Origin of the sequence: Micromonospora cathayae (assembly GCF_028993575.1) — a bacterium.
Lineage (GTDB): Bacteria > Actinomycetota > Actinomycetes > Mycobacteriales > Micromonosporaceae > Micromonospora > Micromonospora cathayae.
The window spans coordinates 3,654,393-3,675,869 of record NZ_CP118615.1 but is presented as its reverse complement, the minus strand read 5'-3'; the positions used below and the strand labels follow the sequence as shown (position 1 = coordinate 3,675,869).

Sequence of the window (21,477 nt, the reverse complement as noted above, 5' to 3'; positions counted from 1 at the left end):
GGGACGGCGGTCCGGTCAGGTCACCCGGCCCCCCGGCCGTCCACCGGGGCGGGCCGGTCGCCCGGTCAGGGCGTGAGCCGCTCGATCTCGACCAGCGTGGAGTCGACGCCGACCAGCCCGGACGAGTCGAACACCTCCAACCACACCGACCAGGTGGTGACGGTGGTCGCGCTGGCCAGCGGGGCCAGCTCGCCGGTGAAACTCGCGCAGCTCTTCGGAAGCACGATGTCGTCGACCGGGCCACCGGTGGGCACCGCACTACCCTGGCAGAGCACCTTCTTGACCCCGCCGTCGCCGTACGCGGTCCACCGGTAGCGGGTGCCGGCCACCGTGCCGTCCTGGGCGTCGGTGCCGGTCCCGGCGAACGCGACCGGCAGCGGCGCGGCATGGACCGTCGACAGCTTCAGGGTCGACGCCGGCTTGGTGATCGTGGCGGTGGGTCGGGTCTGCCCGGCCGGCACCGCGGTGACCAGGAAGACGCGCTGCACGACCGCTCCGCCCGCCGCGAACGTCACCGTGTACGGGCCCGGGACGACCGTGCCCGCCGGCAGCACGGCCTGGTGGCCGCTCTTCTGGAAGACCACCTCGTTGCCCCGCCGGACCGTCCAGGACGTCTGCGCGTCCGGCACCGGCCCGGACGTGTCCGGGTCGCTGGAGGTGCCGACCAGGCTGACCGGCTGCCCCGCGACGAGGCTGAGCCCGGCCGGCGGCGAGATGATGGCGGCGGTCGCCGGGCTGTCCACCACGGTGACGGTGACCGTCGCCGAGGCGGTCTGGCCGAGGCTGTCGGTGGCCTTGGCGGTGATGACGTGGGTGCCGGCCGACAGCGACGGCACGAACGTCATCGACCCGGTGCCCAACGGTCCGTCGAGGTTGCTGGTCCAGGTCAGCGGCAGGTCCTTGCCACCGAAGTCGGTGGCCGTGCCCCACAGGTCCACCGACTGCCCCACGGTGAACTGCTGCTTGGTGTGCGGCGTGCTGATGCTCACCGAGGGCTTCACGCCCAGCGCTTTGGCGACCGCGGCCAGGGCGTTGATCCGGCGCTGGCTGCCGGTCACATGCCAGCCCAGCTCGCCGACGTGCGCGGTCTCGTTGAGGATGTCGCGGACCTGGGCGGAGGTCAGGTTCGGGTTGGCGGCCATCACCAGGGCGGCGACCCCACCCACGAACGGCGCGGCGAAACTGGTGCCGCACCGCGCCTCCGCCTCGTTGGCGCCCGGCTGGGCCGGATCGCGGAGAAGCTGGACGCACATCGGGCCGTAGATCTCCACCGAGGTGGCCACGTCACTGGTGCCGTAGTTCGACTTGTCCGACACCGTCGCGTCCCACGTGTTCACACCGCCCACGCACATCACGTGGACGCTCTCGCAGGGCACGTAGAGCGGGTTGCCGTCGATGTTCTTGCCGTTGTTGCCGGACGACGACACGATCAGCGCCCCGGTGTCCCGGACGTGCTTCATCCGCCGGTCGGTCCAGGTGCGGGCATGGTCCTTGCCGAGGGTCACGTCTCGGCCGAAGCTGAGGTTCACCACGTCCGGGCGGGTCGCCTCGGCGGCCTTCTCCAGCCGGCGCAGCTTCGTCCAGTAGTCGTTGCCGTTGCGGACCGCCACGAGTTCGTCGACCACAGGCCCGGCCGGCCCGGCGGTGCCGTAACCGTTGTCGACCGTGGCCATTCCGGCGAGCACCACGTCGGTGGCGTGCCACGGGCAGGGCGTGTCGTTGGTGCAGTTGCTGGGGTTGGGTTTGCCCCACTCCGCCGTGTACAGCGTCACCTTGGCCGGGAAGTCCGGGTTGTTCTGGAAGCCGCCGTCCATCACCAGGTACTTCACCTGCCTGGTCAGCTTGCCCTTGGCCTGGAGCAGTTGCCATGCCTTGGCGACGCCGGTGTCCATCGGGTTGCCCGACCCCAGGTAGGACCAGTCGAAGACGTTCTTGTTGATGATGTTGGGTGCCTCGAAGACCTTGCCGTCGGCGATGCCGGCCGGCTCCACCAGCCAGTCGAGGACCAGTTCGGTGCCGGTCCGCCACTCGGCGGCGGCCAACGCGAGCAGCCGCAGCGCCCGCTCGTCGCCGACCCGGTACCGGCCGGACTGGCCCGGCTCGGCGGCGCGCAGGTCGGCGACCAGGTTCGCCGGGTCGGCGCGGTCGACGTCCACTCGGACCAGATGGTCCTGGCCCTGCGCGTCGGCCGGGAACGAGTCGAGCAGCTGACCGCCCCAGCGGGTCAGGAAGGCGTCCAATCCGGCCTGGTCGGCGGTCCGCACCATCACCTCGTCGAGCACCAGGCCGGCGGGTGACCCGTCCGGCCCGGCCACCACGCCGAGTTCCCGGTTCGTGCCGAGCCGGCCCACCGGGTCGAGCGGCAGCCGGGGTACCGGCAGTCTCGGGTCGATCTCGAAGGCCAGCGGCTCCTCGTTCGTGCTGCCGGGGACCTCGGTCCGGCTGGCGGGCGCCGTCGGGACGGCGTCCGCCGCGCCGGGCGCGACGAGTCCGCCGACCAGCGCCGCCACGACGGCGGTGGTCAGGACGCGGCGGCCGGCGGTGCACAGTCGGCGGGTGGAACGGGTGGGTGTCACGGTGTCTCCTCAGTGTCCGTGGTGGAGTGACACCGGTGTGAGCGCCGACGGGTCGGGATGCCAACAGATTTCCCCAGAAGTTTTTCGCTCCGCTTTACTGGACTGGTCGACGAGCGGTGGGAGTCACGGATGGACACGGCGGCACAGGACGACCGGGCGCTCGTCGAAGCCGTCCGCCGCGGCGAGCGGGCCGGCCTGGAGGGCATGTACCGGCGGTACGCCGACCGGCTCTACACGTACGCCCGGGTGCTGGTACGCGAACCGGAGGCCGCCGCGGACGCGGTGCACGACGCGTTCCTCGCCGCCAGCCGGCGCATCGACCAGCTCCGTGACCCGGACCGGTTGCGGCCCTGGCTCTACACGATCGTGCGCAACGAGTGCCTGCGGCAGCTGCGGGAACGGTCCCGCTCCGCGCCGCTGGAGGAGGCCGCCGAACCGGTGGCCGACACCGCCGACTCGGGCACGGACGTCAACACCGAGCAGGTACGCGACCTCGTCCACACCGCGGCGGCCGCCCTGAACCCGGGCGACCGCGAGGTGGTCCACCTGGCGATCCGCCACGACCTGTCCCCGGTCGACATCGGCGCGGCCCTCGGAGTACCCGCCAAACACGCCCACGCCCGCCTGTCCCGGGCGCGGGCGCAGCTCGAACGGGCGCTCGGCGCGTTGCTCGTCGCCCGCAGCGGTACCCGGGACTGCCCCGACCTGGCCGGTCTGGTCGACGGCTGGGAGGGCCGGCTCACCCCCACCCTGCGCAAGCGGGTCGCCCGGCACATCGACCACTGCGCGGTCTGCGGGCTGCTCCGCCGGGAACAGCTCAGCCCGGCGGCGCTGCTGTCCGCGTACACCGCTCCGGGGTTCCTGGTCGTCTCCGGGACGGTGTGGTCGAGGCTGGCCGACGCCGCCCCGACCGACAGCACCACGACCGACAGCACCACGACCGACGGCAGCACCGACGGCACGACCACCGACGGCGGTCCCGAGGACACGGGAACCGGCGACACCATCGAGGTGACCGGCCCGGCCGACGGCAACACCGAGGTGACCACTGCGGCCGACGGCGACGCCGGGCCGGCCGACGGTAGCGTCCAGGTACGGTCGTCGCCCGACGTGCCCGCCGCGCCGTCGACGTCGACCGGTACCGGCGGGTCCACGGACGGCGCAGCCGGTTCCGGACGGTCCGGTGAGCCGGGCGGGCAGCCTACCCCGGCGCCGGGCGAAGAGCCGGCCACCGGATCGGCTACCAAGCCCATCGCCGTGGCCGTGGGTGTGGGCGGCGCGGCGCTGCCGCGTTCCGGGGACCAGCCCGTCCGGGTCACCTCGGCCGCCACCCACGTCCGGCGACGCCGGCGACGGATGGCGGTGGCGGCCGGACTGCTGGCGCTCCTCGCCCTGACCGGTATCTGGGCGCTCGCCGGGCAGCCGGCCGGACAGGTGGCGGCGACGTCCGGAGCGGCGATCGGTGATGCGGAGACATCGACGGCGGCGGCACCGGCGTCGACCACTGCCATGGTCACCACCACCAACGGCGGCACCTCCCCGGCCACGACAGGCCCGACGGCACCGGCACCCGGCACGACGGGCAGCACCGGCGCGTCCCCCGGCACCGTCGCGCCCGGTACCCGACCGGGACCCGCGCCGACGACCGCCCCGGGCACGACCGTCGTACCCACCACCGCCGCGCCCGCCGCCGCGCCGACCGTGGCCCGACCGACCAGCACGCCGCCGCCGGTACGGGCGTTCACGGTGACGGCGAGCGCGCACGTACGCTGCGCCCAGGACACCTACAGCCTGGTGGTGCGGGCCACCGGCAGCGCCCCGGTCGACGGGGCGCAGGTGCGCTGGGCGCCCGCCGGGGCCGCCACGTCGACCCAGGCCATGACGGTGGACGGGTCGGCCGCCCAGGCGACGGTGGGACGACTGCGGGCGTCGGCGCTGACCTGGTCGGTACGGATGACCGCCGCGGACGGACGCACCGCGCAGAGCCCGACGTACCAGATCACCGACCCCTGCCTGCGACCCGGCTGACGCTGGGATTCCCCAGCCGCCGGACGACGCGACGGCCCCCGGCGGGAGGGCCGGGGGCCGTGGTCAGCGCCGACGGCGGGTCGGCCGTCGCGGGCGGGTCACTCCAGTTCGTTGGGGGTGTCGTGGCCGACCTCGTACGGGGTGGTCACGCCCTCGTAGATGACGTGCGACATCATGCCGGCGGCGGCGTGGTCGAGGTTGTGGCAGTGGTCCATCCACAGGCCCGGGTTGTCGGCCTTGAAGGCGACCTCCCAGATCTCGCCCACCTCGACGTTGACGGTGTCCAGCCACAGTGGGCTGCCGGTGGCCGGTTTGCCGTTGCGGCTGAGCACCAGCACGTGGTGTCCGTGCAGGTGCATCGGGTGGTCGAAGTGGCTGCGGTTGGCGAACCGTACCTTCACCAGGTCGCCCTCCCGGACGGTGATCGACGGGGCCTCGGGGAAGGCCTTGCCGTTGCTGGCCCACACCACCCCGAACTTGCCGTCGTAGAACCACAGCTCGTTGTCGAAGACCAGCGAGTGGGTCTTGGTGAAGGTGCTGTCCCGGCCGAACGGGGTGGGGGCCGGCGAGCCGTACGTGGTCGGGTCGAAGGCGTCCTGCGGCTTGTCCGGTGCGACGTCGCCGGCGCCGTCGGCGCTGAGCAGCAGACCACCCTCGACGACCCGCAGCTCGCTGCCGTACCGGCGCAGCTCGGTGAGGCGGACCGGCTGTGTCGGCATGGTGAACTCGACGTCGTACCGGCCGCCGCCGCCGATGACGAGCTGTTCGCCCCGGACGTCGGTGGGTTCGTTGACCGGGTTGCCGTCGATCGCCACCACCTTGAAGGGGGTGCCGGTGAGCGAGTACCGGTGGGTCGCCCCGTCGGTGTTGATCAGCCGGAGCCGGACCGGGGTGCCGGGGGCCATCCGCCGTCGTTCGAGCTGGTCGATGGTGCCGAACAGGGTGGGCGGCTCCAGCGGCAGCTTGTCGTCGTACCAGGTGTGCGCGGCGACGATGACGTCCTGGGTGCCGGGGGCCAGGTCGGTCTGCTCCGGTTCGATGATCAGCGGCCCGAACAGGCCCTTCTTCACCTGGATCGAGGACTGCTGGTGGGAGTGGTACCAGTGGGTGCCGACCTCGTCGGGGCGGAACCGGTAGACGTGCGTGCCGCCCGGCTTGATCGCGTCCTGGGTGACGCCGGCGACGCCGTCCTCGGCGTTCGGGACGTCCACGCCGTGCCAGTGCACCGACACGTTGGTGTCCGGCACCTTGTTGACGACGGTGACCTCGATCAGCTCTCCGCGCTTGACCCGCAGCTCGGGGCCGGGGCTCTGCCCGTTGAACAGCCACGCGTCGACCTCCTTGCCGGAGGCCAGCCGCAGCTTCTTCGCCTCGGCGACCAGGGTGTACCTCCGGTCCGGGGTCTCGGCGCGCGGGCCGGTCAGCTCGGCGACGCTGACCGAGCGTCCGGCGTGCGCCCCGTGCGGGCCGGCCGCCGAGTACGCCTCGCCGTGCGCGTGGTCGGCCATGTTGATCCGGCCGGGCAGCGTGGTCGTGCCGGCCGCCCAGCTCAGACCACCCACCAGGACCAGCACGAACGCGGTGGCGACGGCGACCGCGCGCAGCGCCCGTACCGGCAGCGACCGGCGGACCGGCCCGCCGTTCGACGCCACCCGGAACCGGTACGCCTGCCACAGCCAGAGCAGCACCACCACGGTCAGGTACCCGGTGTAGACGGTGAGGATCGGGACGAGCTGCGGTGGTCCCATGGTGACCAGGATGGCGGTGACGAAGCCGAGCAGCGCGCCGAGCGCGGTGGCCTGGAACGGCACCACCGCCTGCGGGGCGAAGGTCGCCAGCCGGGTCGCGGCCGACGGTTCCCGCCGGTGGGCCCGCCAGCGGGGCACCGACAGCACCAGTACCGCCAGCGCGGGCAGGATCACCAGCGGCAGCGCCACCGCGACCCGGTCGGCGACGAACAGGTAGCCGAAGCTGCCCATCAGCAGCGTGGTGGTGATCCGGCCGGCGACCAGCAGCATGCCGATGGCGACCAGGACCAGCAGGAAGGTGGCGCGGCGGCGGCCCCGCCTGTCGGAGCGGTGGTGTGGCCGCCGGGCCACCAGGACCGCCGTCGTCCCCCACAGCAGGGTGAGGAACAACGCGGCCTCGATGTCGAAGTTGAGATAGCTTTCGAACAACACGTGCAGCCTCCGGGGCGGTCGGTCGTCAGGAGTCCTCAGGGGTGGGCGGTGACGCCGTCGAGGGCGTCCCACCGCAGGTCGTGGCCCTCGGTCCAGAGCCGCGCCGCGACGGCCAGCACGGCCCGGCGGTCCGCCTCCGGGGTGCCGGGCGCGGCCGGCAGCAGCCCCACCACGTCGCTGGCCTTCGACCGCACCGCACGGTGCTGGCGGGCCACGTTGGTCAGCCCCTGACCCGCGCCGGCCTCCACCACGAGCAGGTCACCGGTGCCGAACAGCGCATCCAGCGCCGGCCAGAACAGCACCGGGTCGGCGATCTGGGTGGTCCAGAACATCGGGTCGCGGGCGGTGGCGTCGTCGAGCTTGCGGCCGGTGTACGCGGAGTAGACGGTGTCGACCGGCGGGCCGGGCCGGGCCGCCTCGACGGCCGGGCGGGTGGCCAGCGACGCGTCGAGGACGGCGGGGCTGTGGAACGCCTGGCGGGCCTTGGCGAGCCGGCAGACGTACCCCTGTTCGCGGAGTTTCTCCTGCACCACCCGCAGGGCCTCGTCCGGGCCGGCGAGCATGGTCTGCCGGGGGGCGTTGACAGCGGCCACCGCGACCTGCCCGGTCGGGTCGAGGCTCAGGTACGGCTGGAGTTCGTCGGCGGTGGCCGCGACGGCGAGCATGCCGCCCGGCGGCGTGCGGAGCACCTCGGTGACCCGGGCCCGCATCAGCGCGACGGCGGCGGGCAGGCTGAACGCGCCGGCGAGGGTGGCGGCGACCATCTCCCCGGCGCTGTGCCCGAGCAGCGCCACCGGGCGTACGCCCCAGGAGCGGACCATCGCGCCGAGCGCGTACCCGACGCCGAACAGCAGCGGCTGGGCGCGGGAGCCGTCGTCGAACGGGATGTCGGGGTCGGCGGAGAGCCACTCGTCGCGCAACCTGGGCCCGCCGTCGCCCCAGAGCGCGAAGAACGTGTCCAGGGCGGTGGTGAAGACCGGGTCGTGGTCGTACAGGCCGGCGCCCATCCGGGGGTACTGGGCGCCCTGGCCGGGGAAGACGAGCGCCACCGGGCGGCCCTTCGGCGCGACCGGCCGGTGCCGGTCCAGCGCGTCGGCGGCCTCGGTGGCGGTGGCCGCGACGACCGCGCCGCGTACCCCCTCGGTGGTGGCCTGCGACGGGGCCGGCCGGGCCAGGTTCCCGGCCGGCCGGGGAGCCTGCCGGGCCAGGGTCTCGGCCCGGCGCCGGTCGTCGCCGAACAGGTCGGTGGCGAAGCGGCCGAGCCGGCCCATCGCCTGCCGGCGGCGCTGCTCGGTCCGCTCGTCCGTGGCGGACCAGCGGATCAGCAGCGGTCCGCCGGGCGGGCGTACCGGCGCGGGCGGCGGCAGCAGGACGATCGAGGTGCCGCGCCGGGAGCTGTCCGGCAGCGCGACCGGGGTCGGGGCGCGGCGGTCGGCGACCGGGTTCGGGCGGTGGCAGCCGTCGGTGAGCACGCGACGCAGGTCGCTGGGGCGGAGCACGCCGGAGCGGGACCGGTCGGTCTCGGTGAGGTCGTCGGTGGGCCGGACGACGACCAGCGGCGGCTGGTCGGGGGACCAGGACTCGGCGAGGCGGCGCAGGGCCACCACCAGCCACCGCCCCGGCTCGTCCTCCAGCTCGGCCGCGACCAGGACGAGGTCGGCCCCGGCTCGGGCCAGCAGGGTCGTCGCGCGGTGCAGCGCCGCACAGAGCCGGGGTACGAACACCGTCGCCCCGGCGGCGCCCGGCGGTACGCAGGCCGAGGTGACCCCGCCCTCGTAGCCGGCCGGGGGGTGTGCCCCGGTCAGCACGAGCGAGGTGCGGCGGCCCCGTCGTACCGTCGGGCCGAGCCGGTCGACTACGGTCGCGACGGTGGCCGCCCGGCCGGTGTTCTCCGGTTCGTCCCGCTCCACCGGTCCGATCGCCCACCCAACGATCGCGGCGTCAGTCGCTGCCATCGCGGTCACCTTCCTCCCGCTGCGGGCCCGACCACCGCCGGCGACCGTGCAGGGCTGTCCGAGCGGGTCGCGCCGATGTCGTCCAAGTCCGGACCGACACTGGCCGGCGGGTCTCGAAAACGGTTCGAAGGCACCTGGAAGGGTCCGGACCGCACCCGCGCCCGCTCCGGGGCCGCGGCCGGCGCGGTCGGCCGGGTTGCGGCCGGCGCGGTCGGCCCGGCCACCGCCGGCACGGCCGGCCCGGTTGCGGCGGACGGCGTCCTGCCGCCGGTTCTCCAGCGATTCCGGAGTTGGCGTCGAGATGCCGACCCGAGGATGGCCGGAAGCCAGATCGACCTCCTGCGGTCGAGCCACCCTCGGGTTGAAAGCGGAGAACGAGATGACCTGGACCCAGCTCCTGGTCCCGATCACCCTGACGGGGACCGGGATGGCCGCCGGCGGGCTGATGATCACCGTGCTCGGTGGGGTGCCGCTGCTGCTCCGGCTGCCGACCGACCAGTACGTGCCGATCCACCAGTTCCTGGTGACCCGCTTCGACCCGTTCATGCCGATCTGCATGATCACGTCGCTGGTGGTGGACGTGCTGCTCGCCGTCCTGGTGGACCAGCCGGTGTCCCGGGTCGGTTTCGGGCTGGCCGCGGTACTGCTGCTCGGCGCGATGGTCATCTCGCTGACCAAGAACGTGCCGATCAACCGCTGGCTGAAGACCCTCGACCCGGACCGGCTGCCGGAGAACTTCGAGGAGATCAACCCACGGGTCCGCTGGGGCAACTGGAACTCGCTCCGCACGGTCCTCGTCGTCGCCGCCCTGGCGATCAGCGCGGTCGCGGTCGGCCCGCTGCTCTGACGTCCCCGCTGCCGTCCCTGTCCCCCGTCCGTCCTGCGAAAGGCGACACGATGACCCAGACGATCCCCGGTGACCAGGTCGACTGGACGCTCAAGCTGCTCTCGGCGACCACCGAGGCGCTGATGAGCAGCGCACCGCCCGGACTGCACCGGGTGGCCGTCCGGGCCGGCGACGTCTCCCTGGAGGTGGAGTGGCGTCCCGGTGACCCGGTCCCGGTCACCACCGCCGGCGGACCGGTCGCCGCCGTCACCCAGGTCACCGTGGCCGCCCCGCCGGCCGCCACCGACAGCGACCTGATCCACGTCCGCGCGCCGATCGTGGGCACCTTCTACGCCGCGCCGGAGCCCGGGGCCGCGCCGTTCGTCTCGGTCGGTGACCTGGTCGAGGCCGGTCAGCAGGTGGCGATCGTCGAGGCGATGAAGCTGATGAACGCGGTCACCGCGCCGCAGGCCGGCCGGGTGGTCGAGGTGCTGGTCGCCGACGCCGGGCGCGTCGAGTACGACCAGGGCCTGATCGTGCTGGCCCCCGTCGACCAGTCGTGACGCCGCGCAGACCCGACGACGAGACGAAGGAGAGCCGGCCGATGTTTGCCAAGGTGTTGATCGCCAACCGGGGTGAGATCGCGCTCCGGGTGGCGCGGACCTGCCGTGAGTTGGGCATCCGGACCGTGGCGGTGTACTCCACGGTGGACGCGGACTCCGCCGTGGTGCGGTTCGCCGACGAGGCCGTCTGCATCGGTCCACCGGCGGTGAAGCGCAGCTACCTCAACATCCCGGCGGTGATCGAGGCGGCCCTGAGCACCGGCGCGGACGCCATCCACCCCGGCTACGGGTTCCTCTCCGAGGACCCGGACTTCGCCGAGGTGTGCGAGAAGAACGGCATCACCTTCATCGGTCCGCCCGGCGATCTGATGGGTCCGCTCGGCGACAAGGCCGAGGCGCGGGCCATCATGGCCCGCGCCGGGCTGCCGGTACTGCCCGGCAGCGACGCGCTCGCCACCCTCGGCGAGGCCCGGGAGGCCGCCGAACGGGTCGGCTTCCCGCTGATCATCAAGCCGGTGGTCGGGGGCGGTGGCCGGGGCATGGCCGTGGTCGACAACCCGGAGGACTTCACCCTGGCGTACCAGCAGGCCCGCGCGAACGCCCAGGCCGTCTTCGGTGACGGCCGGGTCTACCTGGAGCGGTACGTCGAGGCGGCCCGGCACATCGAGGTGCAGGTGCTCTGTGACACGTACGGCAACGGGGTGCACCTGGGTGAGCGGAACTGCTCGGTGCAGCGCCGCCACCAGAAGCTGCTGGAGGAGAGCCCGGCGCTGGGCCTGCCGGTGGAGCTGACCGAGCAGATGTGCGAGCTGTCCGCGCAGGCCGCCCGGTCCATCGGGTACGTCGGCGCGGGGACGCTGGAGTTCCTGGTGGACTCCGGCGGCGAGTTCTACTTCATGGAGATCAACTCACGGATCCAGGTGGAGCACCCGGTCACCGAGATGGTCACCGGGATCGACCTGGTCCGGGAACAGATCCGGGTGGCCGCCGGTGAGCCCCTGCGGATCACCCAGCGCGACGTGCAGCGTCGGGGCGTCTCCATCGAATGCCGGATCAACGCCGAGGACCCGGCCCGTGGTTTCGTGCCCACCCCCGGGCCGCTGCACACCCTGGTCCTGCCCGGTGGCCCGTTCACCCGGGTCGACACCCACGGCTACCAGGGCTGGTCGGTCGGCCCCGACTACGACTCGCTGCTGGCGAAGGTCGTGGTGTGGGCACCGGACCGGGACCAGGCGGTGGCCCGGATGAGCCGGGCGCTGCACGAGACCCTGGTGGAGGGTCCGGGGGTACGCACCACCGGTCCGTTCCTCCAGGAGGTGCTCGCCCACCCGCGCTTCCTCGACGCCAAGTACAGCGTCCTGCTCGTCGAGCAGATGCTCGCCCGCACCGAGTCGGCCTGACCCGGCGGGCACCGACGGTCCACCCGATGGAGGTACGCAGACGATGACCCATGACACACGCGCCACCGCCCCCGCGGTGGACCGGGCGGAGACACCCGGGGAACCGCGCTTCGTGATCGGCCGCGACGTCGGCACGGTGGCGAGCTGGTTCCGCATCCTGTACGCGCTGATCGCGATCGGCAGCCTCTGGTACCGGATCGACAAGGCCCTCGACGCGTCCGGCCTGGCCATGATGGCGGTCTGGTTCGTGGTGGTGGCCGCCGTCTACACCGCGGTCATCTGGTTCTTCGGCCGGATCGAGCGGTTCCAGGGGGTCAACCCGTGGATTCCGTCGGCACTGCTCCAGCTGCCGATGATGCTCTACCCGATGGGCATCGGCTCGGCGCCCATGCACCAGGCGCTGGCCGTCTACACCACGATCGGCGTACTGCTCTGCGGCGTGCTGCGGTACGGCGGCCTCGAGGTGGCCGCGCTGCCCATGCTGCTGCTGCGGCGGCGGTCCCGGCTGTTCAGCCCGTTCAACGCCATCGACATCCTTGAGCAGGGCTTCCGCCGGGAGCGGTCGCGGGGCGTCATGTGGGCCACCGCGCTCGCGCTGACCGTCTTCGTGGTGATCGAGTACTGGTGGGTGGGCCTGACGCTGAGCATCCCGCCGGCCAAGGACCTGCTCGGCGAGGGCATCCGGCTGCCGGGCTTCTGGGTCCTGTTGCTGGTGGTCCCGGCGGTCTGGTTCGCCGTCGCCGCCGCCCGGGGCCGGGACCGGTGGCGGTCGGTACCGTTCGACCAGCGTTGGCCCGGCCTGGCCGCGCTGACCCTGCTGCTGCTCATGCCGATGCTCGGCACCCGCCAGGTGCCCGACTCGCTGTGGGGCATCATCATGTTCGTCGGTCTGATCGTCGGCCTGGTCACCCTGGTCCGGCTGCCGTTCCGCCGCTCCACCAACACCGGCCGCCGCAACCCGGAGGTCGCCCCCTCACACTGACCCGATCCGCTACCTCCCTTTTCCCGAACGGCCGGGCCCCTCCCCTGGGTGCCCGGCCGTTCACCGTCCCCATCCCCACCCTCTCCCAGCCCGGACCTGCCCCCACCCCCGGACCTGCCCCGTTGACCATGAAGTTGTTGTCCGCGACACGCCGTGCGGGGAACAACAACTTCATGATCAACGGGGCAGGGTTGGTTGGAGGAGACCAGGCTGTGGCGGGCCGAGGGCTGGACGAGCGGTGTAGGGGTAAGGGCTGGCCGGCGGCCGGGAGCTGGCGGTGTTCTGCCGGCGGCTCGGGGGTGCTGTTGGGGTTCGACGTGGAGAGTGCGGCGGTCCGGGAGGTCGAGAATCGACGCGTCGGGGTGGCGCTGGCCGGGCGGGTCCGTTCGCTGCCGCCGGGCCGGCCAGCCAGGACGGCCACCGCGGACCGGCCAGCCAGGACGGCCACCGCGGACCGGCCAGCCAGGACGGCCACCGCGGACCGGCCAGCACAGCACGACCGTCGCGGACCGGCCAGCACAGCACGGCTCACTCTGAGCAACCAAGGATGGTGGCGAGGTACTGCCGTTCGTTTCCTTTTTTGCGACCAGATGAGCGCCAGGCACCGACAGTGGGCGACAGCAGTCGGTGGCTGCTGACCGAGCCGAGGAGTAATTGCTGCTCAGAGGGGGTGGTGCGCCGATGGGTGCAGAGCGAAGGAAGCGGAACGCGGATCGCTTCGCGAGCGGGGCGTCACAGACCGTGAGGTTCGCGGGTCGACACGCACGGAAACGCGTACGGTAGCGGGCGTTCTCGCCCGTCCCCGGACAGGGTCCGACCGGGCCGAATGTGGGTGCGGACGGTCGTCGGGGTGCCGGTGGAACCGGGCACCCCGACGGCGGACGGGTGGCTCAGCCGTGGCCACTGCCGGGCCGGCCACGCACGCAACGCCCCAGCAAGGACGCAACCCCGGCAAGGACGCAAGGCCCCAACAAGACGCAAAGCCCCGGCCACGGGCACGGTGGCTCAGCGGGCGGCGGCGTCGACCTTCCGCGGCAGGACGAACACGAGGGCGACGACCAGCAGGCAGAGCAGGACCTGCACGCCGAGGGTCCAGCTCATCGCGTCGACGAACCGGTCCCGGCTGGCGGTGTCCTGGTCGACGAGGAGCCCGAAGAACACCGCGCCGGTGACCGCCACCCCGAGCACCTGGCCGGTCTGCTTGCAGGTGGAGAAGATACCGGCGGCGGAGCCGGCGTCGACGTGCGGGATGCCGGCCAGGGTGACGTTCAGGATCGGCGCGCTGACCAGGCCCATCCCGACACCGACGACGAACAGGCTGACCACGATGGGCAGCGAGGTCAGCTCGGCGCCCTGGGTCACCACGATGGCGTTCAGCCCGGCCATACCCAGGGTCATCAGCACCGCGCCGACGACCAGGGCGGTGCGGCCGGCGGTGCGGGCCAGCGGGATCGCCACCATCGAGGCGAGCGCGGTGCCGACCGCCCACGGCGCGACCGTCCAACCGGTCCGCTCGGCGGTGAAGTCGAGGCCGCTCTGCAGGAACACCACGAAGGTCAGGAAGAACCCGGACATCAGCGCGGCGACGATGACGTTCGCCAGCACCCCGGCGGTGAACGTGCGCTGCCCGAACAGGTGCAGCGCCACCAGCGGCGACTCGCCGGCCCGTTCCTTGCCCCGTTCGTACCGCACCAGCAGCACGAAGGCGGGACCGGCGGCGGCCAGGCACAGCCAGGACCACCACGGCCAGCCCAGTTCCCGGCCGTACATCAGCGGGTGCAGCAGGAGCAGCAGCGCGGCGGCGGCCAGGAACACCCCGCCCAGGTCGAAGCCGCGGCCCCGCTCGTCGCGGGACTCGGGCAGCCAGGCGAGCGCGCCGAGGAAGGCCACCAGACCGATCGGCAGGTTGATCAGGAAGATGGTGCGCCAGCCCCAGCCGAACAGGTCGGCGCTCATCAGCACCCCGCCGAGCATCGGGCCGGAGACCGTGGCCAGGCCGATGACCAGGCCGTACACGGCCAGCAGCGGGGCGCGGCGGGCGGCCGGCACCAGCACCTGGAAGACGGCGAGCACCTGGGGGCCCATCACGGCGGCGGCGATGCCCTGCACCACCCGGGCGGCGACCAGCGAACCCACGTCGCCGGCCAGCCCGGCCAGTACCGAGGCGGCCGTGAAGCCGGCGAGACCGAGCAGGAACGCCCGTCGCCGGCCGAAGGCGTCACCGATCCGGCCGCCGGTCACCAGCAGCAGCGCGAACGGCAGGGTGTACCCGGCGATGACCCACTGCATCGCGCCGTAGTTCGCGCCCAGCGCGTCCTGGATGGACGGTACGGCCATGTTGACGCCGGTGGTGTCGAAGCCGGTCATGAAGGTGGCCAGCAGCACCACCGTGAGCGCCGCGCCGAGCCGCCGCGTCGGCGGCGCGGCCGGGGCGGAACCGGCGGCGGTCCCGGTGGTGGCGGCCGGTGGGGTCGTCGCGTCCGGGGTGGTGGCGGCGGCCGGTGGGGTCACCGCGTCGGGGGTGGTGCCCGGGGTGGTGGCGGTCACGGGAGCACCACCACGCCCGCGGCGGTCACCGTCAGGGCCGCCAGGGCCAGCGCGGTGCGCAGCTGGTGCAGGCGACGCCACTGTGGTCGGGGGTCGTCCCAGTCGTCAGGTACGGCGTCCGGGTCGACCCGCAGCACCCGCTTGTTGATCGGGACGTTGCCGAGGTGGGACACCCCCTGCACGGCCAGCGCCAGCACCGAGGCGAGGACGAACAGCCACCGGGTCGCCGCGTCCTCGACCAGGAAGATCAACGCGACGTCGGCGAACATCGTCGCGTTGACGATCAGCGGCATCGACGGGTGGTACCCCTGCCCGAGCTTGCGGTGCAGGGTGATGTAGCTCCCGGCGGGCATGGTGTACAGCGTCGGCAGCACGCTCACCGCGACGGCGAAGAACACGCCCGCCACGATCCCGCTGCCGCCGACCGCGACCACCGCCAGGGCCTGGGCAATTGTCTGTCTCATCGGCTCGCATCTCCGTCGCGTCCGGCACCGGCTCCGTCAGCGATGCTCACGGCGTCGCCTCGAGCCGACGTGGAGCCGAACTCGACACGCATCGACGTGGGTCGGCGTGCGCGGCCTTCGACCGAGCCCCGAGGGAGACCCGAGACGGGCCGCTGAGCATCGACGGCGAGCAGGCGACCGGGCGGCGTCAGACATCGCCCCGGTCCGGGGCCGCGCTGCACGCCCAATGACGCGACTGTGAGGAGACGAGCCATGTCGGGTATCGCTGGCTGGGTTGACTACGAGCGGGACCTGTCCCGCGCGCAGGCGACCGTGCGCGCCATGAGCGCCACGATGGCCAACCGGGGTCCGGACGCCGAGGGGGTGTGGACGTCCCCGCGCGCGGCCATCGGTCACCGCCGGCTCGCCCTGGTCGAACTGGACGGCCGGGGACAGCCGTTCGTGGTCGAGGCGGACGGGCAGACCCTCGCCGTGGTCGCCTTCGACGGGGACGTCTACAACGCGCCCGCGCTGCGCGCCGAACTGGAGTCGCACGGGCACCGGTTCCGCACCCGGGGCGACGCCGAGGTCGTCGGGTACGCGTACCTGCAGTGGGGCGCCGGGCTGGCGGAGAAGCTGGACGGCGGGTACGCGTTCGCGGTGTGGGACGTCCGCCGCGAGGAGCTGCTGCTGGTCCGGGACCGGCTGGGCAACAAGCCGATGTTCTACCACCCCACCCCGCACGGCGTGGTGTTCGCGTCCGAGCGCAAGGCGATCCTGGACCACCCGCTGGTCGAGGCGGCGGTGGACCTGGACGGCCTGCGGGAGATCCTCTCCTACGCCGGCACCCCCGGGCACGGCGTGTTCAAGGGCATGCACCAGGTGCGCGCCGGGCACGTCGTCCGGGTCACCCGGTCCGGGCAACGGGAGGAGCAGTACTGGGCGCTGACCGCCCAGGAGCACACCGACGACCTGGACACCACCGTCCGGACCGTCCGGGAGCTGCTGGAGAACTCGGTGGGCGGGCAGCTCACCGCGGACGTGCCGCTGGGCATGATGCTCTCCGGCGGCCTGGACTCCTCCGGGGTGACCGCGCTGGCCGCGCAGGCGCTCAAGGCCCGCGGCGCGGGCCCGCTGCACACCTTCACCGTGTCGTTCGGGTCGGTCGAGGAGTTCACCCCGGACGAGGTGTGGGGCAGCTCGGACGCGCCGTACGTGAAGGAGCTGGTCGACGCGATCGGCGCCGAGCACACCGACATCGTGCTGGACACCGCCGACCTGCTCGACCCGGTTGTGGCGGTGAACGCGCTGCGGGCCAAGGACGTGCCGAGCCCGCTGGGCAACATGAACACCTCGCTGTACGTGCTGTGCCGGGCGGTGCAGGAGCACACCCCCCTCGCGCTGCTCGGCGACGCCGCCGACGGGGTGTTCGGCGGCACCATGTGGATGTCGATGCCCCCGCTGATCGAGGCGCAGACCTTCCCGTGGATCGCGATGGCCCACTGGGGTGGCGGCAAGCACGGCATGGGCACCGACCTGATCGACGCCGGGCTGCTGGACCGGCTCGACATGCGCGGCTACACCAGCGGCCGGTACCGGGAGGCGATGGGCCGGGTGCCGCTGCTGCCGGGTGAGACCGGCCAGGAGAAGCGCATGCGGGAGATGTGGTACCTCAACGTCACCAACTGGCTGGAGACGCTGATCCCGCACTCCGAGTCGATCGCCGGGTCGGTCGGGCTGGCGCTGCGCCTGCCGTACTGCGACCACCGGCTGGTGCAGTACGTCTACTCCGCGCCGTGGGCGCAGAAGAGCTTCGACGGCCGGGAGAAGAGCCTGCTGCGCGCCGCCGTGAAGGACGTGCTGCCGCCGTCCATCGTGGACCGCAAGAAGTCGCCGTACCCGGTGACCCAGGACTCGGCGTACGCGAAGGCGCTCTGTGACCAGCTCCTGGCCCTGGTCGACGACCGCAACGCGCCGATCGCCGGGCTGGTCGACCTGACCGCCGCGAAGGCGTTCGCCGCCGACCCGGACTCCCTGGTCTCCGGCCCGCGCGCCTGGGTGGCCCGGACCCACGTGGAGATGCTCTTCCAGCTGAACATGTGGCTCGACCTGTACCGGGTCCGGGTCGACGTCTGACCGCCGTCCTCCCAGCCGTCTTCGACCCCCGGTCGAGGCCCGGCTGCCAGCGTTTCGGGCAACGACCCGACCTGCCCGCACCACACCTTCCGAAGGAGCCTGCGTAATGGGAACCAAGACCTCTGACCTGTCGATCCTCGACCTCGCGGCGGGCTACTGGTCGGCCAAGACCTTCCTCAGCGCCGTCGAGCTGGGCCTGTTCGGCGTGCTCGCCGAGGGCGGCAAGACCGAGCCGGAGATCCGCGAGGCGCTGAGCCTGCACCCCCGGTCCACCCGGGACTTCCTGGACTCGCTGGTCGCGCTGAAGGTCCTCGACCGGGACGCCGAGGGCCGCTACACGATCAGCCCGGCCGCCGCCAACCAGCTCGACCCGAAGCACCCGTCCTACCAGGGCGGCTTCCTGCGGATGCACGCCTGGCAGTACGGCGTCTGGGGCAAGCTGACCGAGATGCTGAAGACCGGCGACATGCAGGCGCACACCGACCGGGACTTCAACAAGTTCTACTCCCGGCCGGAGTCGGTGCGGAACTTCATGTCCGCGATGGACGGCGCGAACTCGGCGGTCGGCCCGGCGCTCGCCGAGAAGATCGACTGGACCGAGGTGACGTCCTTCATTGACATCGGTGGGGCGCGCGGCAACATCAGCGCGGTGATCGCCAAGGCGCACCCGCACCTGAAGGCCGGCACCTTCGACCTGCCGCCGGTGCAGCCCTTCTTCGACGAGCACATGGACCGGCTGGGCATGAGCGACCGGGTGACCTTCCACCCGGGTGACTTCTTCAACGACAGCCTGCCGGGCGCCGACGTGCTGATCTTCGGTCACGTGCTGCACGACTGGAACGACGAGCAGCGGATCGCCCTGCTGCGCAAAGCGTACGAGGCGCTGCCGGTCGGTGGGCAGGTCCTGGTGTACGACGCCCTGATCGACGACGACCGCCGCGAGCCGGCGAACCTGCTGCTCAGCCTGAACATGCAGCTCGTCACCCCGGGCGGCGGCGAGTACACCGGGGCGGACTGCCAGGGGTGGATGCGCTCGGCCGGCTTCACCGAGACCTCGGTCGTGCCGCTGACCGACGCCGACTCGGCCGTGATCGGGCGGAAGACCGCCTGACCGGTCGGGACCATCCGATCCATCCAGTGAGGAGCACAGTCTTGACCGCAAGACCCGATTCCGGGCGGACGATCTCCCGTCGTCGCCTGTTGCTGGGCACCGCCGCCGGTGCCACCCTGGCCGGTCTGTCGGTGGCCGCGCCGGCCCAGGCCGCCGTGTCGACCACCGTCCCGACCACGGTCGACATCGTCATCCACCCCGACAGTTTCACCGCGCCGAGCCAGCTGCGGGGCGGCTCGGTCACCTTCCGGGTCAGCACCCCGGAGCCGGGTGGCCGGTCGCTGCTGCTGGTCAAGCTGCGCAGCGGGGTGTCGCTCGACCGGTACCTGACCGCGCTGGCCGCCACGTCCGCCTGGGACCCGGCCGACCGGGCCGCCGCCGAGCGGGAGCTGGAGGCCTGTGCCGAGAACCTGGGCGGCGCGGTCGTCACCCCGGACTCGCGGGTGTCGTTCACGCAGTTCCTGCTGCCGGGCACCTACCACCTGGTCAACTTCGACTACACCAGCGCCACCGCGGTGCCGCAGGTGAAGCCGGTGACGGTGACCGGGCTGGGCACGCCGCGGTTCCCGGACGTGGACGACTACGTCCTGCACCGGGAGCGCAACGGCACCGCCTCGTTCCTGCTGCCCAACCGGAAGCTGCGGGCCACCGGGGAACACCTGGTGGTCAACACCACCCGGCACAACAACGAGGCGGTGCTGTCCCGGCTCGCGGACGGGGCGACCGCCGAGGACGTGGCGGTGTACTTCGAGGCGATCAAGAACGGCCAGTGGCCGACCGAGTCCCCGGTGACCACCATGCCGGTCGGCCTCGCCCCGATCTCGGGCGGCCAGAAGGCCATCGTCCGCACCGAGCTGCCCGCCGGCGCGTACCTCCTCTACTCGTACGCGACGAACCCGGTGACGGGCCACGCGCGGGCGACGGAGGGCATGTACCGCCTGGTCACGCTCGTCTGACCCATCCCTGAGCACCATCGAACGCGCGGCGCCGTCGGGTGCACCGGCGGCGCCGCCCGACATCCGGAGGAATCGTGGATCTTCAACTGGCCGGCAAGCGCGCCCTGGTCACCGGCGGCACCCGGGGGATCGGACGGGCCATCGTCACCGCCCTGGCCGGGGCGGGCGCCTCGGTCGTCACCTGCTACCGGACCGACCACGAGGCGGCGGAGAGCCTCACCCGGGACCTGAAGGCGACCGACGGCAACCACCACGTGGTCCAGGCCGACCTGCGTGACCAGGCGGACGTGACCCGGTTCGTGGAGGTCGCCCGGACCGAGCTGGGCGGGCTGGACATCGTGGTCAACAGCGCCGGGGTGGACAGCCACGCGCCGGCCGCGCAGGTCGACCTCGCCGAGTGGCGGCGGGTGCTGGACACCAACCTGACCGCCTTCCACCTGGTCACCCACACCGCGTTGCCGCTGCTCGGCGCAGGCGGCTCGATCGTCGCGGTCGGCGCGTCGGTGAGCACCCGCGGGCTGGCCGGCAAGGCCCACTACACCGCCAGCAAGGCCGCCATCAACGGCTGGATGCGGTCGGTGTGCAAGGAGGTCGGGCCGCGCGGCATCCGGATCAACGAGGTCTCCCCGGGCATCATCGAGACCGAGCCGGGCGCCGGCCTGCCCCCGGAGATGTACGAGCGGATCAAGTCGAACGCCGCGCTGCGCCGCCTGGGCACCTCCGAGGACGTCGCCAACGCGGTGCTGCTGCTGGCCAGCCCGCTGGCGGCGTACGTGACCGGGGCGACCCTGCACGTGGACGGCGGCATCTGATGGCCGGCCGGAAGGTGGCCGTCCTCGGACTGGGCGGCATGGGCGGCGGCATGGCGCACCGGCTGCTCGACAGCGGCGTCGAGCTGACCGTGTGGAACCGGACGGCGGCGAAGGCGGCCGGTCTGGTGGCGGCGGGGGCCCGGCAGGCGGACTCGCCGGCCGAGGCGGTCCGGGACGCGGACGTGGTGCTGGTCAGCCTGGCCGACGAGGACGCGGTGGAGCAGGTCCTGTTCGGCGCGGTGGTCCCGGCGGCGAAGCCGGGCACCCCGATCGTCGACACCTCCACCGTCTCCCCCACCTACGCCCGGGAGGCCGGTGAGCGGGCCGCGCGGGCCGGGGTGAAGCGGATCGAGGCGTGCGTGGTCGGCAACCCGCACCAGGCCCGCAACGGCGAGCTGCGGGTGCTGACCGCCGGTACGCAGACCGACCTGGCCGAGGTGCAGGACATCCTGGCCCTGCTCGGTCCGCAGGTGGTCTACCTGGGTCCGCCCGGGATGGCGGCCACCATGAAGCTGGTCTTCAACGCCATGCTGGGCGCGCAGGTCGCCTCGATGGCCGAGGCGGTCGCCTACGGCGAGCGGTCCGGTCTGGACCGGGACATGCTGCTGATGGCGGTGGAGCGCAGCGGCTTCAGCTCCAAGGTGATGTCGTTCCGGGCGGCGCTGATGCGCGAACGGAAGTACGAGCCGGCGGCCTTCCGGACCCGGCTGATGAACAAGGACCTGCGGCTGGCCCTGGCCGAGGCGGCCAAGGTGGGTGTGGACATGCCGGTGATCGAGCGGTCGGCGGTCACCTTCACCGAGGCGATCGACGCCGGCTACGGCGACCAGGACGCCGCCGCGGTGCACGAGCTGATCGGCCGTACCGACGCCTGAGGGTGGGCGGTCCGCCGCCGGGGTGGGCCCGTGGTTGCTCCATCCGGCCTTTAAGCGCCTTCGAGCCGCCGAGGAAATCATTTCCGA

15 protein-coding genes are annotated in these 21,477 nt (G+C 72.7%); 10 read left to right on the top strand and 5 right to left on the bottom strand.

The window, feature by feature from the left end; genetic code table 11:
* Nucleotides 1-65: 65 nt before the first annotated feature.
* Complete coding sequence (locus PVK37_RS16845; protein ID WP_275028354.1) at nt 66-2,576, bottom strand: S8/S53 family peptidase; 2,511 nt, start codon at nt 2,574-2,576, stop codon at nt 66-68.
* Between the two features lie 129 nt (nt 2,577-2,705).
* Between PVK37_RS16845 and PVK37_RS16840 the strand changes: the two genes are divergently transcribed.
* On the top strand, nt 2,706-4,604 hold the full coding sequence (locus tag PVK37_RS16840; RefSeq protein ID WP_275028353.1) for a sigma-70 family RNA polymerase sigma factor: 1,899 nt from the start codon (nt 2,706-2,708) through the stop codon (nt 4,602-4,604).
* Between the two features lie 98 nt (nt 4,605-4,702).
* Here PVK37_RS16840 and PVK37_RS16835 read toward each other — a convergent pair whose 3' ends face one another.
* Together PVK37_RS16835 and PVK37_RS16830 are read right to left on the bottom strand one after the other, a co-directional pair.
* The gene (locus PVK37_RS16835) at nt 4,703-6,781 is read right to left on the bottom strand and encodes a multicopper oxidase family protein (protein WP_275028352.1); all 2,079 of its coding nucleotides are present in this window, start codon (nt 6,779-6,781) and stop codon (nt 4,703-4,705) included.
* Between the two features lie 38 nt (nt 6,782-6,819).
* Nucleotides 6,820-8,739, bottom strand: a complete 1,920-nt coding sequence (locus tag PVK37_RS16830) for an acyltransferase domain-containing protein (protein WP_275028351.1) — start codon at nt 8,737-8,739, stop codon at nt 6,820-6,822.
* Between the two features lie 379 nt (nt 8,740-9,118).
* On the opposite strand from PVK37_RS16830, the gene PVK37_RS16825 reads away from it, so the two are divergent.
* From PVK37_RS16825 to PVK37_RS16810, 4 genes are read left to right on the top strand one after another with little or no spacing between them, the layout of a single operon-like run.
* Entirely contained in the window at nt 9,119-9,586 is a 468-nt protein-coding gene (locus tag PVK37_RS16825) for a DUF1772 domain-containing protein (protein ID WP_275028350.1), read from the top strand.
* Nucleotides 9,587-9,636: 50 nt separating this feature from the next.
* Entirely contained in the window at nt 9,637-10,128 is a 492-nt protein-coding gene (locus PVK37_RS16820) for an acetyl-CoA carboxylase biotin carboxyl carrier protein (RefSeq protein ID WP_275028349.1), read from the top strand.
* 41 nt (nt 10,129-10,169) lie between these two features.
* Nucleotides 10,170-11,528 carry an acetyl-CoA carboxylase biotin carboxylase subunit gene (locus PVK37_RS16815; RefSeq protein ID WP_275028348.1) on the top strand — a complete coding sequence of 453 codons (1,359 nt, stop codon included), beginning with the start codon at nt 10,170-10,172 and terminating at the stop codon, nt 11,526-11,528.
* 43 nt (nt 11,529-11,571) lie between these two features.
* Complete coding sequence (locus tag PVK37_RS16810; RefSeq protein ID WP_275028347.1) at nt 11,572-12,510, top strand: DUF6410 domain-containing protein; 939 nt, start codon at nt 11,572-11,574, stop codon at nt 12,508-12,510.
* A gap of 1,005 nt (nt 12,511-13,515) precedes the next feature.
* Here the strand turns inward: PVK37_RS16810 and PVK37_RS16805 are convergent.
* Nucleotides 13,516-15,057 carry an MFS transporter gene (locus tag PVK37_RS16805; RefSeq protein WP_275028346.1) on the bottom strand — a complete coding sequence of 514 codons (1,542 nt, stop codon included), beginning with the start codon at nt 15,055-15,057 and terminating at the stop codon, nt 13,516-13,518.
* Entirely contained in the window at nt 15,054-15,521 is a 468-nt protein-coding gene (locus tag PVK37_RS16800; protein WP_275028345.1) for a DUF1772 domain-containing protein, read from the bottom strand. Before PVK37_RS16800 ends, PVK37_RS16805 begins: the two co-directional genes overlap by 4 nt.
* A 252-nt stretch (nt 15,522-15,773) precedes the next feature.
* Between PVK37_RS16800 and asnB the strand changes: the two genes are divergently transcribed.
* From asnB to PVK37_RS16775, 5 genes are all read left to right on the top strand, one after another.
* Nucleotides 15,774-17,636, top strand: a complete 1,863-nt coding sequence (gene asnB, locus PVK37_RS16795) for an asparagine synthase (glutamine-hydrolyzing) (RefSeq protein ID WP_275028344.1) — start codon at nt 15,774-15,776, stop codon at nt 17,634-17,636.
* A 106-nt stretch (nt 17,637-17,742) separates the two neighbouring features.
* The gene (locus PVK37_RS16790; protein ID WP_275028343.1) at nt 17,743-18,747 is read left to right on the top strand and encodes a methyltransferase; all 1,005 of its coding nucleotides are present in this window, start codon (nt 17,743-17,745) and stop codon (nt 18,745-18,747) included.
* Between the two features lie 41 nt (nt 18,748-18,788).
* Nucleotides 18,789-19,703 carry a hypothetical protein gene (locus PVK37_RS16785; protein WP_275028342.1) on the top strand — a complete coding sequence of 305 codons (915 nt, stop codon included), beginning with the start codon at nt 18,789-18,791 and terminating at the stop codon, nt 19,701-19,703.
* A gap of 74 nt (nt 19,704-19,777) precedes the next feature.
* Nucleotides 19,778-20,515, top strand: coding sequence for an SDR family NAD(P)-dependent oxidoreductase (locus PVK37_RS16780; RefSeq protein WP_275028340.1), 738 nt, complete (start codon nt 19,778-19,780; stop codon nt 20,513-20,515).
* A complete protein-coding gene (locus PVK37_RS16775) occupies nt 20,515-21,390 on the top strand; it encodes an NAD(P)-dependent oxidoreductase (RefSeq protein WP_275028339.1) in 876 nt (291 codons plus the stop codon). The genes PVK37_RS16780 and PVK37_RS16775 overlap by 1 nt, the downstream gene beginning before the upstream one ends.
* Nucleotides 21,391-21,477 lie beyond the last annotated feature (87 nt).

Excerpts from the sequence above, each read along its gene's own strand:
- PVK37_RS16790 (WP_275028343.1), top strand. The coding sequence starts at position 17,743 with ATGGGAACCAAGACCTCTGACCTGTCGATCCTCGACCTCGCGGCGGGC.
- PVK37_RS16820 (WP_275028349.1), top strand. The coding sequence starts at position 9,637 with ATGACCCAGACGATCCCCGGTGACCAGGTCGACTGGACGCTCAAGCTG.
- PVK37_RS16840 (WP_275028353.1), top strand. The coding sequence starts at position 2,706 with ATGGACACGGCGGCACAGGACGACCGGGCGCTCGTCGAAGCCGTCCGC.
- PVK37_RS16800 (WP_275028345.1), bottom strand. The coding sequence starts at position 15,521 with ATGAGACAGACAATTGCCCAGGCCCTGGCGGTGGTCGCGGTCGGCGGC.
- PVK37_RS16815 (WP_275028348.1), top strand. The coding sequence starts at position 10,170 with ATGTTTGCCAAGGTGTTGATCGCCAACCGGGGTGAGATCGCGCTCCGG.
- PVK37_RS16825 (WP_275028350.1), top strand. The coding sequence starts at position 9,119 with ATGACCTGGACCCAGCTCCTGGTCCCGATCACCCTGACGGGGACCGGG.
- PVK37_RS16830 (WP_275028351.1), bottom strand. The coding sequence starts at position 8,739 with ATGGCAGCGACTGACGCCGCGATCGTTGGGTGGGCGATCGGACCGGTG.
- PVK37_RS16775 (WP_275028339.1), top strand. The coding sequence starts at position 20,515 with ATGGCCGGCCGGAAGGTGGCCGTCCTCGGACTGGGCGGCATGGGCGGC.
- PVK37_RS16810 (WP_275028347.1), top strand. The coding sequence starts at position 11,572 with ATGACCCATGACACACGCGCCACCGCCCCCGCGGTGGACCGGGCGGAG.
- asnB (WP_275028344.1), top strand. The coding sequence starts at position 15,774 with ATGTCGGGTATCGCTGGCTGGGTTGACTACGAGCGGGACCTGTCCCGC.